At 62.9% G+C, this 13334-nt stretch carries 11 protein-coding genes and 1 pseudogene; 10 read left to right on the plus strand and 2 right to left on the minus strand.

The features are described from left to right. Window positions 1-74: 74 nt before the first annotated feature. Window positions 75-2063 carry a type VI secretion system Vgr family protein gene (locus KZJ38_RS31855; protein ID WP_219801030.1) on the plus strand — a complete coding sequence of 663 codons (1989 nt, stop codon included), beginning with the start codon at window positions 75-77 and terminating at the stop codon, window positions 2061-2063. A 10-nt stretch (window positions 2064-2073) separates the two neighbouring features. Next, window positions 2074-2640, plus strand: a complete 567-nt coding sequence (locus tag KZJ38_RS31860; RefSeq protein WP_219801031.1) for a toxin-antitoxin system YwqK family antitoxin — start codon at window positions 2074-2076, stop codon at window positions 2638-2640. A 12-nt stretch (window positions 2641-2652) separates the two neighbouring features. Here KZJ38_RS31860 and KZJ38_RS31865 read toward each other — a convergent pair whose 3' ends face one another. After that, window positions 2653-3048: a DUF4280 domain-containing protein gene (locus KZJ38_RS31865; protein WP_219801032.1), complete on the minus strand. Its 396-nt coding sequence runs from the start codon at window positions 3046-3048 to the stop codon at window positions 2653-2655. A gap of 298 nt (window positions 3049-3346) precedes the next feature. On the opposite strand from KZJ38_RS31865, the gene tehA reads away from it, so the two are divergent. The 5 genes from tehA (at window position 3347) to KZJ38_RS31890 (ending at window position 8701) form a co-directional block, all read left to right on the plus strand. After that, window positions 3347-4306: a dicarboxylate transporter/tellurite-resistance protein TehA gene (gene tehA / locus KZJ38_RS31870; RefSeq protein ID WP_219801033.1), complete on the plus strand. Its 960-nt coding sequence runs from the start codon at window positions 3347-3349 to the stop codon at window positions 4304-4306. A gap of 64 nt (window positions 4307-4370) precedes the next feature. Next, complete coding sequence (locus tag KZJ38_RS31875; RefSeq protein ID WP_219801034.1) at window positions 4371-4835, plus strand: porin; 465 nt, start codon at window positions 4371-4373, stop codon at window positions 4833-4835. A gap of 118 nt (window positions 4836-4953) precedes the next feature. Further along, on the plus strand, window positions 4954-6150 hold the full coding sequence (locus KZJ38_RS31880) for a cytochrome P450 (RefSeq protein WP_219801035.1): 1197 nt from the start codon (window positions 4954-4956) through the stop codon (window positions 6148-6150). A gap of 465 nt (window positions 6151-6615) precedes the next feature. Continuing rightward, window positions 6616-7593, plus strand: coding sequence for a GntR family transcriptional regulator (locus KZJ38_RS31885; protein ID WP_246641863.1), 978 nt, complete (start codon window positions 6616-6618; stop codon window positions 7591-7593). Window positions 7594-7630: 37 nt separating this feature from the next. Continuing rightward, the gene (locus tag KZJ38_RS31890) at window positions 7631-8701 is read left to right on the plus strand and encodes an Ldh family oxidoreductase (RefSeq protein ID WP_219801036.1); all 1071 of its coding nucleotides are present in this window, start codon (window positions 7631-7633) and stop codon (window positions 8699-8701) included. Between the two features lie 117 nt (window positions 8702-8818). Here the strand turns inward: KZJ38_RS31890 and KZJ38_RS31895 are convergent, their stop codons facing one another. Then, complete coding sequence (locus KZJ38_RS31895; protein ID WP_246641864.1) at window positions 8819-10105, minus strand: MFS transporter; 1287 nt, start codon at window positions 10103-10105, stop codon at window positions 8819-8821. Window positions 10106-10310: 205 nt separating this feature from the next. Here KZJ38_RS31895 and KZJ38_RS31900 point away from each other — a divergent pair, with 205 nt between their 5' ends. The 3 genes and pseudogenes from KZJ38_RS31900 (at window position 10311) to KZJ38_RS31910 (ending at window position 13221) form a co-directional block, all read left to right on the plus strand. After that, window positions 10311-11453: a lactonase family protein gene (locus tag KZJ38_RS31900; RefSeq protein WP_246641865.1), complete on the plus strand. Its 1143-nt coding sequence runs from the start codon at window positions 10311-10313 to the stop codon at window positions 11451-11453. Window positions 11454-11763: 310 nt separating this feature from the next. Continuing rightward, window positions 11764-12171, plus strand: a complete 408-nt coding sequence (locus tag KZJ38_RS31905; RefSeq protein ID WP_219801037.1) for a GlcG/HbpS family heme-binding protein — start codon at window positions 11764-11766, stop codon at window positions 12169-12171. Between the two features lie 46 nt (window positions 12172-12217). Beyond that, window positions 12218-13221 (plus strand): annotated as a pseudogene (locus KZJ38_RS31910) (FAD-binding oxidoreductase). Window positions 13222-13334: the final 113 nt, after the last annotated feature.

Raw genomic sequence — 13334 nt, forward strand, 5'->3', positions numbered from 1 at the left:
AGTCTCGACCGATGCCTCGCGTCCGACGGGTAGCGTCACGCCTTTAAACCTTGCTTGCCGATTCGCTCGCTTTCATGTCCCGCCCTACTCCCACTGACGACACGACCCGCATCGCCATCGCCGGCGCGCCATTCGACGCGCTGTTTCCGGCCAGCTTCAGCGGCCGCGAAGCGCTGAGCGCGCTCGGCGAACTGAACCTGCGCGCAATCGGCGCGGCGCCGCCTCTGTCGCTATCGGGCTTTACCGGCCAGCATGCGACGCTCTCGCTCGAGTGGGACACGACACCGCGCCTGCTCGACGCGCTGTGCACACGCGCGGCGCAGTTGCCGTCGACCGTCGACGGCAGCCACTACGCGTTCGAACTGCGCCCCTGGCTGTGGCTGCTGACGCTCGCCTCGAACAACCGGATTTTTCAGGGCAAAACCACCCGGCAGATTATCGAAGCGGTGTTCGACGGAAACAACCTCACGGACTACTCATTCAACCTGACCGGCAGCTACGAAGCGCGCGAATACTGCGTGCAGTACGCGCAAACCGATTTCGCGTTCGTCAGCTGGCTGTGCGAAGAGGAAGGCTGGTTCTATTTTTTTGCGCACAGCGACGGCAAGCACACGCTGACGATCGCCGACAACAATGACGCTTTCACGACGCTCGCGGGCGCAGCCACGCTGTCGTGCTCGCCAGCCCAGAGCGGCGGGCGCGAAACGGCGCAGGTGCTGTACTGCGAGATCGTTGAAGAAAGCGTGACCGGCGCGTTCGCGAGTTCCGACTACGCGTACCTGACACCCGCCTCGCAACTGTATTCGCAGGCCCAGGCAGACAGCAGCGCACCGTCGATGTACGAATATCCGGGCCGCTACCAGACCAGTTCCGTAGGCTCGGCCGTCACCAAGCGCGGCATTGATGCGCGGCGCGGCGCGAAGCGGCGCCTGACCGGCGAAAGCGATTGCCGCGCGCTCGTGCCGGGCGGGCGATTTACGCTGGCCGGACACGAGTCGGCCGACGCGAACGTCGAATGGATCGTATCGAGCGTGATTCACGACGCGGACCACGGCCAGTATCGCAATCGCTTCGAGGCATTTCCGGCGGACACGAACTGGCGGCCGCCGCGCGTCACGCCACGCCCGCCGATGCCGACACAGACCGCGACCGTGGTCGGCAAGTCGGGCGAAGAACTGTGGACCGATCAATACGGGCGCGTGAAAGTGCAATTTCATTGGGACCGCGACGGCAAAAACGACGAGCAGAGTTCGTGCTGGATTCGCGTGGCGCAACCGTGGGCAAGCAAGCGCTTCGGCATGCAGTTCATGCCGCGCATCGGTGACGAAGTGGTCGTGACCTTCGTCGACGCGGATCCGGACCGGCCGCTTATAACGGGCAGCGTGTACAACGGTGCGAATCTGCCGCCGTATACGCTGCCGGACAATCAGACGCAATCAGGCATCAAGACCAGTACGTCGAAAGGCGGCGCCGGCTTCAACGAACTGCGCTTCGAAGACAAACAGGATAGCGAAGAAGTGTTTCTGCAGGCGCAGAAGGACCTGAACGCGAACGTGCTCAACGACGCAACATGGACCATCGGCCACGATGAGACGAGCACGATCAAGCACGCGCGCACGCATACGGTGAAAGAAGGCGACGATACGTTGGTCGTCGAGCAAGGCAATCGCAGCGCGACAGTCAAGACAGGCGACGAGACCGTCGATATCACGGGCGCGCGCACGGTCAAAGCGGGCGGCAACGAAACGCGCACGGTGGGCGGCAATCTCGATCAGACCATCACGGGCAACATGACGCTCACCGTGAACGGCAATCTGACCATCAAGGTCAGCGGGACACTCTCGATGCAAAGCACCGGCAACCTGAGCGCGAAAAGCGACGGCTCGATCACGAACCAGGCGGCGCTGTCGCTGACCAATCAGGCCGGCACGTCGCTGACGAACAAGTCGGACGGCACGCTTTCCAACGAGGGCCAAAGCGTGACGAACAAGGGCGCTGCCCAGCAGACCGTGGACGGCGGCGGCATGCTGATCGTCAAGGGTGGCATCGTGAAGATCAACTGATGCGGCGGCCATGACACAGGCGCAATCACGTATGCAGAACGTGTCGATCGAGCGCGGCGACGCCCGTATCGATGGCACGACGCTCGACGGCGAACTGCACGGCACCGCACGCGTGTCGGCTGACGGCGTCGTCATCGCGGTGATGAACTACTCGCAAGGCGTGCTGCATGGGCCCACTACGATGATGCGTCCGGACGGCTCGCGTGCCGCGCAACTTCATTACGCGAACGGCAAGCTCGACGGTAAAGCGATTTATTACCTGCAGGATGGCGCCGTGCAACGCGAAGCGCACTATGCGCAGGGACTGCTGCACGGCGAATGCAAAACGTGGCTGCCGGACGGCACCTTGCTTGAGCACGCGGTGTATCGGCAAGGCAAGCTGCAAGGCCTGCTGCAGCGGTTTCATCCGAATCGTAACCTCGCGGAACGGCAGGTGTTCAATGCGGGCAAGCCCGTCGCGCCCGCGGAGCGCTATGCGAGCGACGGCCGGCCGCTCGATGCGCAAGGCAAGCCGATGCCGCGCTGGAAACAATGGTGGCGCGGCGTATTTGGACCGCCGGCCGCGACATCGGGTTGATCCGACGTCGCCTTACGGCGCTAGCGTGCTGGTTTGCCCCGGCTGCGCAACTTTGATCACCCCGCCCCACATGCACATCAGCATGCCTTGCGCGTTGAGTGCGGGCATCGATCCGATCAGCAATGTCGGCGAGCCGCCGGGAACCCACGGTGTGGTGGTAGCGGGCACGCACGGCATCGGCGTGAACACGCCGAGCGCCGCTGCGGTAGCGGCAATCACCGTGGGATTGGCTGCGCTCTGGCACATCCCGAATGGCGTGATGTTGACGATCGGAATCGAATCGGCAACTGTCGCGGCCGGTACGCCGCCCACTAGCGTGCGGTTGGTCGGCAACACGTTCAGCGTTGCTGGCGCGGCGCCGAATGAGCATTGCAGCATGGCTCCGGCGCAAACTTGCGGACTTGACATGAGTCGTGTCCCGTCTGGATGGAAGATGGGATTATGACGGGGATTTACAAAGCAAGCCTGTAAAGCAAGCCATCCGAAGCGAATCGCGCGGAGATTTTTCGAGCGATGGTGCGATCGTCCAGATTCCTGCACGCAGCTTCCCGTCAATCAGCCTTGCCTAACCGCGCAATGCGGCTAACCATTGCATTCCCCCCAAAGGGTGACTGTCAAACACATCGTTCGCCGGATATTCGCAGTTTCACACGATATTCACGCGGTGGCCCGATATTCGCCCTCAAACGATTCTTTCGAACTCCGTATGTCCATTCCGGCTTCCTTTTTCGGTATCGTGCTGGGTCTTGTCGGCCTCGGCAATAACTGGCGCGGTGCGGTGCGTTTGTGGGGCATGCCGCCTGTCATCGGCGAGATCATCATGGCCGCCGCATTCGCAATCTGGGCGCTGCTCGTGATTTGCTACATCCTCAAGTGGGTCGGGCAACGCCAAGCCGCGCTCGCGGAATCGCAGCATCCGGTGCAGTGCTGCTTTATCGGCCTCATCCCCGCGACCACGGCGCTGATGGGCCTGGTTCTCGCCCCTTATAACCACGACCTCGCCAATCTCGCCTTATTGCTGGGCGGCGCGGGGCACGTTGCGTTTAGCGTATGGCGCGTCGGCGCAATGCTGCAAGGCGACCGCGAGATCGTCACCATCACGCCGGTTGCCTATCTGCCTTCCGTCGCCGGCAACTTTATCGTTGCGATAACCGCAGGCGCACTCGGTTACGCCTCGTGGGGCCTGCTGTTCTTCGGCGCAGGCCTCTTTATGTGGCTGGCGATGGAATCGATCATCGTGAACCGCTTGCTGCACGCCGCACCGTTGCAGCCGCCGCTGCGCCCGACACTCGGCATTCAGCTCGCACCGCCCGTCGTGGCAGTGACCGCCTGGCTTGCCAACACGCAAGGCGCCCCTGAAATGCTGCTGCAAGCCACCTGGGGCTATGGAATCTTTCAGTTGCTCCTGCTGATCCGGCTGCTGCCGTGGATCTTCAAACAACCGTTCGCACCGTCTTACTGGGCATTTACCTTCGGTCTGACCGCGCTTTCAGGCGGCGGTATTCAGATGACACTGCGCGGCGCGAAAGGCGCGATTACCGAACTGACGCCGGCTCTCTTCGTCTTCACCAACCTTGCGCTCGGCGCCATCATCGTCGGCACTTTAGCGCTGCTGCTGCAGCGCAAGTTGTTGCCGCAAACACAAGTCGCCGGGCCTGCACGCTAAGGAAAAAGCAAGCGCAAATGACCTCAACCCATCGGGCGCCCTCACCAACGGCGACAGCGACGCGGTGATCACCGGCGCGCGCGAACAGATCTGGGGCCTCGGCGGCAAGTATAGTTTCGGCGCCTCGTCCGTCGGTTTCGTATGGACCCATTCGGCGACCGACGATCCGACCAGCGTATTTGAGGGCGGCAATCTCGTGCCGCTGGCCGGCAGCAGTCTGCGCTTCGACAACTTCGAGATCAACGGCCGCTACTTCGTGACTCGCGCATTGAGTCTCGCCGCATCGTACACATTCACCGACGGGCATTTCGATTCCGCAAGCGCCGATCTTCATCCGAAGTGGCACGAGTCGATCGCGCAGGCGGACTATTCGTTCAGCAAGCGGACCGATGTCTATCTGGAAGGCCTCTATCAGGTCGTCACCGGCGGCGGCGCAGACGATGTATTCAACGCATCGATCTTCAATGTCCCGCCCTCCGCGGACAATCGCCAACTGTTGCTGGTCGTCGGCTTGCGACACGTGTTCTGAAGGCGGTCGATTTGCCCCGGGGAATCAAACGCCAGGCCCTTAAGGAATATGACAGCGACGCCGCGTGTTCAGATTAGTACCGTGCGCATGCACACTGACCGCCTGGAACGCCGCGACCATGGAATTCGCCGACTTTAAAACCGCGTCATTTTTCGACAACCCGTATCCCGTTTATGCCAGCCTGCGAGCGGAGGGTCCCATCGTGTCGATCGCGCCGAACATGATGATGACCGGGCACTACGACATCGTCGACGCATTGCTTCACGACCGCCGCATCGGCAAAGCGTATCTGGAGAGTGTGCGCGCACGGTATGGCGAAGCCGCCGCGGAACAGCCCGTGTTCCAGAACGTAAGCCGCACGATGTTCTCGATCAATCCCCCCGCCCATACGTCTTTGCGCAGCCTGATGATGAAGGCGTTCAACGCGCGCCAAATCGAGTCGATTCGCGAAATCGCACGCGCGACGGCGAACGAACTGATCGATGCGATAGCGAAAACCGACGGCGCGGACCTGATGGCAAGCTATGCGTCGCCGCTGCCCATCCGGATTATCTGCCGCATGCTGGACGTCCCTGTCGAAGATGCCGGGGCGCTCGCGAATGCCACCAGCGAGATGGTGCGCGTGCTCGACGCGGTACCGATTCCGCTCGATGAACTCGCGGGCCCGAACGAGGCCTGCGCGACACTCGAACGGTATTTCGCCGACGTCATCGAAGCGCGCCGCAGCAAGCCGGGCGACGATCTGATCTCGCTGTTGCTGCGCATCGAGGACAGTGGCGTAAAGATGACCGAAGAAGACATCATCGCGAACGTGATCCTGCTGTTCAATGCGGGCCATGAAACGACGTCGAATATGCTCGGAAATTCGCTGGTCGCGCTGCATCGTCATCCGGAACAACTGCATGCACTGAGGCAGCATCCCGATCGCACCGCTCAGGCCGTGTTCGAATGCGCGCGCTACGACACCTCGGTCCAGTCCACGGTCCGCACCGCGCTTGAAGACGTCGAGATCGGCGGCACGACGATTCCGCGCGGCACCATCATCATGACCATGCTCGGCTCCGCCAACCGCGACCCCGCGAAATTCAGCGATCCGGACCGGCTCGACATTAGCCGCGACGACGCGCGGCTCATCTCGTTCGGCGCGGGCATTCACCACTGCCTCGGCTATCGGCTTGCGCTGCTCCAGCTCGAAACTGCAATGAAAGTGCTGCTCGAGCGCTTGCCCCGGCTTCATCTGACGAATCTCGATAGTCTGCAGTGGCGCCGCCACGGCAATCTGCGAGGGGTCAAGGCATTGGCCGCGCACTGGTGAATTCGTGGTGCGATGTATCCGGCATGGCAGGCACGCCACATGCACGAGGCAATCCGTCTCAGGTGCGCTTCTGACGGAGGGGGCCATGCATCAGTCGTGCAAGCCGTACCGCGGATATGCGATTGAAGTGCGTGTCACGCCAAGCCATGTCATTGCGTTTAGGGGCATGCAGCGCCGCTACGCCGTGTCGTGGTCGATCTATTCAACAGACGATGGACTCGCGCCCGTGGCAAGTTTTCCGGAGCGTGTCGATTTTATTTCCCACGACGGGGCCTTCCTTTACGGCGAGAAACGCGCGCAGGCGTTTATCCACTGCATGTTTGCGTGCGAATCGAAATAGGCGCCACGCGCCGTCGGGCTTTGCTTGCTCCGGCACTGATAGTATTTTATGATCACAAAAATCACTTAACGGATTCGCGCGCTTACGCCACGGCGCGGATCGCCCGCGTGCGAAACACGTCCGGAATGAACACCGCTTCCCTTACCTCCCTGCAAGTCCGAATCGCGCGCGACATCGTCGCGCTGGTTCGTCGCGACGTCCGGCCCGTCGGCTATCACCTCGCGGAGACGCAGCTCGCGCGCGAAATCGGCACATCGCGTTCGCCGGTGAAAGCCGCGCTCGAATATCTCGCCGAACTCGGCGTCGTCACGCACGACGCGAATCGCGGCTTTTTCCTCGCCGGCGATTCGTCGTCGTTGACGGACGTTGCCGAGCAGTTCGCGTCATCGCCTGACGAGCCGCTTTACCTCAGCATCGCAAGCGACCGCCTCGCCGGCAAGCTGCCCGATGAAGTCGGCGAAGCCGAACTGATGCGCCGCTATAACGTCGCGCGCACGACACTGCGCAAGGTGCTGTCGCGCATCGCCCGCGAAGGCTGGATTGAGCAAGGCGTCGGTCATGGCTGGCGCTTTCTCGGCATGATCGATTCGCCCGACGCTTATGACGAAAGCTTCGTGTTCCGTCAATCGATCGAGGTGACGGGTCTGCTAAGTCCAGCGTTCCGCTATGACCCGAAGCATCTCGAGGAAATTCGCGCCGAACAGCAGCGCATTGTCGACGGCGGCTGGTCCACGATGACTGCCGCGGAACTGTTCGACGCGAACAGTCATTTTCATGAAGCGGTCGCCCGATGGTCGGGCAACCGCTTTATTTACGATTCGGTGCGCCGTATCAACCAGTTGCGCCGGCTCGTCGAATACAGCCAGACCACTAACCGCAAGCCGCGCAAGGGCCAGGCCGAAGAACATCTCGCGATGCTCGATGCGATCGCGCGGGCCGATCTGTTCGGCGCGGCGGCACTGATGCGCAGCCATCTCGACGGCGCCCGGCGGCTTAAGAGCCCGGGCGCGCAGGCCTTCAGCGGCGGCGGCGCGCGTACGCCCTCTCGTGCCGAGGGCGCGGCCGGCGCCGGCCGCGCTGGACGCACAAGCCGCACGCGCTAGGCGTGCCGGCATCGTTTGCACAAAGGAGCTTGCCGAAGTGAGTACGACCCCTACCCGCGAATTTCAACGCGTTGACCCCGACACGCTGTGCGACTTCGTCACCACCGTTTACCAGTCTGCCGGCGCGAGCGCCGAAGACGCGTTCGTTGCCGCCGACGCCATGGTTCAGGCCGATCTGTGGGGCCACCAGTCGCACGGCGTGCTGCGGCTCGGCTGGTACTACGCGCGGCTGCGCTCGGGCGCGATGCGCACGCAAACGAACCTGTCGTTCCCGATCGACGCCGGTGCGGTCGCGGTGATGGACGGCGGCGACAGCATCGGCCCGGTGGTCGCGAAACATGCAGCGCTTGATGCGATCCGGCGCGCGAAGGCGCATGGCATCGGCGCGGTGTCGGTGCGCTACTCGAATCACTTCGGCACTTGCATGTACTTCACGCGCATGGCCGCCGAGCAGGATTGCATCATGCTGGTCACGACCAACGGCGGCCCGAACATGGCGCCGTGGGGCGGCCTGAAAAAGATGATCGGCACCAATCCGTGGTCGGTGGCGGTGCCGGCCGGCCGCTACGCGCCGATGATTATGGACGTCGCAAATTCGGGCGTCGCGCGCGGCAAGATTTTTCTCGCGCAAACGCGACACGAAGAAATACCGATTGGCTGGGCGATCGATTCGAAAGGCCGCCCCACGACCGACCCGACCGAGGCGCTGCAGGGCTTTATCCTGCCGATGGCTGGGCACAAGGGTTACGCGATCGGCATGATCGTCGATGTGCTGTCGGGCGTGCTGTCGGGCAGCGGCTTTATGGACGAAGTGCATGGCCCTTACGATCCGGTCAATCGCAGCTGCGCCGGGCATCTGATGATCGCGCTCAACGTCAGCGCGTTTCAGCCGATCGACGAGTTTCGCGCGCGCATGGAACGCTATATCGATACGCTGAAAAAGGTGCCGCTGGCCGAAGGCGCCGACGAAGTGTTTTATCCCGGCGAGCGGGAAGCGCGCGCGCATGAGCAGCAGATTGTCGAGGGCATTCTGCTGCCCGCGGATACGTTCGGTGTGCTCGATAAGGTCGCTGCGGAAGCCGGGGTTGCGCCGGTGGCGCGCGATTGATACGCGTTGTGTGGGCGGCGTGCTTCGCCGCCCTTCCCTGGTCTTTTTAGCGCGGTGCTCCGCGCCGCGTGTTTTAGCTCCGTGTATTCAGCTCCACACGTTTCAGCTCAACGCGTTTCAACTCCGCGCCGGACGCAGCGCCACACTCCCCCGCGCCACAATCGGCTGATGCGTCATTGTCAGCGTGATCACGATACCGGTTAGCAGCAATACGCCGGCAATGGCGAAGGCCCAATCGAAGCCTCCTGTGTTCGCGATCACATAACCGGTGACGATCGGCGCAAGCAGCCCGAACACATTCCCGCCGACGATCACAAACCCCATCGCCTTAGCGATATCGCGCTGGTTCGGCAGCATATCGGAGAGCAGCGAGAAGTTGGTCGCGTTGGTCGCCGCGATGCCGGAGAGCGACACCGTCAACACTGCAACGAGCGCGACGAAGCTCGTTGCAAGCGGCACCAGCAGAATCGCCGCGCCGCACATCATCGACACCGCGATCGCGTGACGCCGCCGTCCCGACATCACGCCCGCGCGCTTCACATAGCGGTCGCTAAGGAACCCGGCCAGCACCGCGAGCACCACGGCGCCGCCATAGGGCACGCCGCTCAGCCAGCCGCTATTCGTGACCGACAGATGACGCGTCATCTGCAGATACGACGGCAGCCACGTCAGAAAAAGATACTGCGCATAGATGTTGCAACCCTCGGTGAGCGCGATGCCCCACAGCGTGCGCGACCGCAGAAGCCGCATCAAACCATCGGGCTCGCCCTCGGCCTGCGCCGGCGCGCCGTTGTTGCGCTCGCGCAGGATCATTTCGCGTTCGGCCTGCGAGAGCCAGTGCGTGCGCTCGGGCGTGTTGAACAACGCCAGCCATAGCACGAGCCATACGAAACCGATCGCTCCCGAAATGACGAACGCCCAGCGCCACCCGAATGCGGCGATCAGAAAGCCGATCAAGGCCAGACAGAACGCCGGCCCCGCGAACGAGCCCGCATTGAAAATGGCATTGGCCACGCCGCGTTCGCGCGCCGGAATCCATTGGCGCACGGTTTTTGCGCAGACCGGGTTGCTGCTCGCTTCGCCGGCGCCCATCGCGAGCCGCGATGCGAGCAGCGGCCCGAACGCGCCGGCCGCGCCCGTCAGCACGGTGGCGAGCGACCAGATACCGATGCCGAACGCGGCGACACGCCGCGTGCCGAAGCGGTCGACGAACTGGCCCATCGGAATCAGAAACACCGTATAGGTCCAGACGAACGACGAAAACAGGTAACCGAGGCTGACCGGGGACAAATGAAACTCCGCGGCAATCGGCTTCGCCGCGACCGACAGAACGACGCGATCGAGGTAGTTGATCGTCGTAAGCGAAAAGAGAAATAGCAATACCCAGCCGCGCCTGAAAGCCACTTGCCTCTCCTTGATCCGGACCGTGGCCGGCCCTGGTCTTATGTGCCCTGTCGTGGGGCAAGAAGTCGTACAATGCGTTTTATGATCACAAAAGTCAACGGCGCGCCTCACTGGCCAAGATCGCCAGGCAAGATCGCGCAGCCGGCCGATCGCGTGAAGCGGCGGCGCTGGCGCCGGCGGACGGTACGACATAGCGGAGAGGGCATTGGACGAAACGAGGAACAACGCGCGCGGCGCCGCGATCAAGCTCAATGACGGCCGCACCGGCTCCGGCTGGATCGCCTACGTGGGCAGCCGCACAACCGCGGCGCGCAACGGTAAAGGCAAGGGTCTGAGCGTGTACGCGGTCGACGCGCGATCCGGGGCGTGGACCCTGCTGCAAGTGGTCGAAGGGCTCGTCAACCCGTCGTTTCTCACCCTCAACCGCGCGCACGACCGTCTTTATGCCGTGCACGGCGATCATGCCGAGGTCAGCAGCTTCGCCGTCGATCCGGCGGACGGCACGCTGCGGTTTCTGAACTGGCAGCCGTGCGGCGGCACCAACCCCGTGCACCTCGAACTGTCGATCGACGAACGCGAACTCGTCGTCGCGAACTATGCGACGGGCACGATCGCCGTGTTGCCGGTGGCCACGGACGGATCGCTCGAACCGGTGCGTCTGCTGCTCGGACTTCCCGGTTCGCCGGGACCGCATCGCATCGAGCAGAACAGCCCGCATCCGCATCACGCGCTGCGCTTTACATCGGCGGGACGCTCTACGCCATGGCATATCGTGCCCGACAAGGGCCTCGACGCGGTATTCGCGATCCGCATCGGCGTCAGCGCAGCCGAAACGCAGATCAACCGTTTCAGAAGCCGCGAGTGCGCGGGGCCGCGGCATGCTGCATTCCACCCCGCTTTGCCGCTCGTGTACATCGGCAATGAACTCGACTCGACGGTAACGACACTCGCGTTCGACGAAGACGCTGGAACACTCCAATGCGTCGGCCATGTGTCGACCTTACCCGGCGAATACAGCGGTCCGAACCGCGTCGCGGGCATCGTCATGCATCCGTCGGGGCGCATGCTGTATGTGTCCAATCGCGGGCATGACTCGGTCGCCTGCCTGCCGCTCGACGTGAACGGACTGATTGCGCCCCTGGCTGCGACATTTGTGCCGTCGCTCGGGCACTTTCCTCGCTTTATCACGCTGACACCCGATGGGCGGCGACTGCTCGTCGCCAACGAACGCAGCCACACCATTGTGAGCCGCGCGCTCGAATCCGACAGGCTGTTGCCGCTGCGGGAAGCCGCGCTCGTCGAAACCGGCAGCCCGGTGTGCGTGGTGTTTGCAGGCCACGCCCGCTGAGTACCACGCACTGAGTACGACGCACTGATCACCACGCTTCGCGTCAACACCCTTTTCTTTCATCTGCATCCCTACGAATCGGCCTGATCGTGCGAATGGTCAGCCCAATTCGACGCCGTCCAGTCCACGCGTTACTTACATCCAGATTTCTGGACGCTGCATCTATCGATGGAGAAACCGTCTTCGCGGAATAAGCAAGGAGACAACGCGTTCTCAGAAACAGGCGCGTTGACGTCGAACGCTCATGTCGAGCGACGTCATGACGCACCGTTTCGTCGCAGACAATTTTCCCTTCTGATCGAGGTTCGAAATGCAGACCAAGCACGTGTTGACATCTGTGGAAGTGACGGCGTTGATGGCGGCGGCGCGAGCCGATGCCGCTCATAGGAAACTGGCCGTGAGCATCGCGGTCGTCGATGATGGAGGTCACCCTCTCGCGCTCGAGCGCACCGACAACGCCGCCCCCGTCACCGCATACGTTGCGATCGAAAAGGCCCGCACGGCCGCACTGTGCCGCCGGGAATCGAAGGCGTTTGAAGACATGATCAATGGTGGCCGCGTCGCGTGGCTTTCGGTGCCGATGCTAAACGGCATTCTGGAAGGCGGCGTGCCCGTGATGGTCGATGGTGCTGTTCTAGGCGCGGTTGGCGTGTCCGGCGCGAGTCCCGCCGACGATGCATCGATTGCGCAGAGCGCAGCAGACGCCCTGCGTCGCTAGGCGAATCGGCGGAACCGTTAGTCATCCGTCTTACCGGAGGAGCGCAATGCCGACGCTGTCAAAGACAGAAATCGACGATTTCAAGGCTGCCCTGCGCGGACAGTTGATCCTGCCGGACGACGCCGGCTACGACGAAGCGCGAACGGTATGGAACGCGATGATCGACCGGCGCCCCGCGATGATCGCCCGCTGCGCGGGCGTTGCGGACGTACGCGTTGCGATCGGTTTCGCGCGCGCACAGCACTTGCCGCTCGCGATCCGCGGCGGCGGCCACAATATCGCGGGCAGCGCCGTGTGCGACGACGGGCTGGTGATCGACCTGTCGCGCGCGTCGATCCGTTTGCACGCCGCGCGTTCGTCGAGCCGGGTTGCACGCTGGGCGACCTCGATCACGAAACGCAGGCATTAGGCCTGGCGGTGCCGGTCGGCATCAATTCGACGACCGGCAAGCCGATGATCGCGTTTGCGGTCTGCTACACAGGCCCGATCGAAAACGGCCCGCATGCTGTCGACGCCGTGCGCCGGTTCGGCTCGCCATCCGGCGAGCAACTCGGGTCCATGCCGTTTACAGCGTGGCAGCAGGCGTTCGACCAGCCCCTTGTGCCGGGCAACCGCAATTACTGGAAATCGCACAATCTGTCGGAACTGCCCGACGGCCTGATCGATACGCTCATCGACACATTCCGCACGCTCGATGCGACCGAGTACGAGGTCTTTTTCGGGCAGATCGGCGGCGCGACGGCGCGTGTTGCGGTGGACGCGACGGCCTACCCGGCCCGGGACACGATCTATGTGATGAACATCCATGCGCGCTGGAGCGAGCCTAAGGATGACGCGCGCTCTATCGCGTGGGCGCGCATGTTCTTCGAGAACACGAAGCCGTTCGCGCTCGGCAGCGTGTACGTCAATTTCATGACCGAAGAGGAAACCGACCGGATCGGCTCCGCTTACGGACCGAACTATCAGCGCCTCGTTGCGGTGAAGAATCGCTACGACCCGGACAACCTGTTCAGGAAAAATCAGAACATCAAACCGTCGGGCGCCACGTAGCGCATCGCGGCGGTCGCGGTATCGCGCCGGTTCATGCATTTGCACGCAGACGACGCTGCAAGCCGCCAGATTCCACGATTGATCGCGAACGCGTGAAGCACTAAAACCGTCTC

It is taken from the genome of Paraburkholderia edwinii, assembly GCF_019428685.1.
Lineage (GTDB): Bacteria > Pseudomonadota > Gammaproteobacteria > Burkholderiales > Burkholderiaceae > Paraburkholderia > Paraburkholderia edwinii.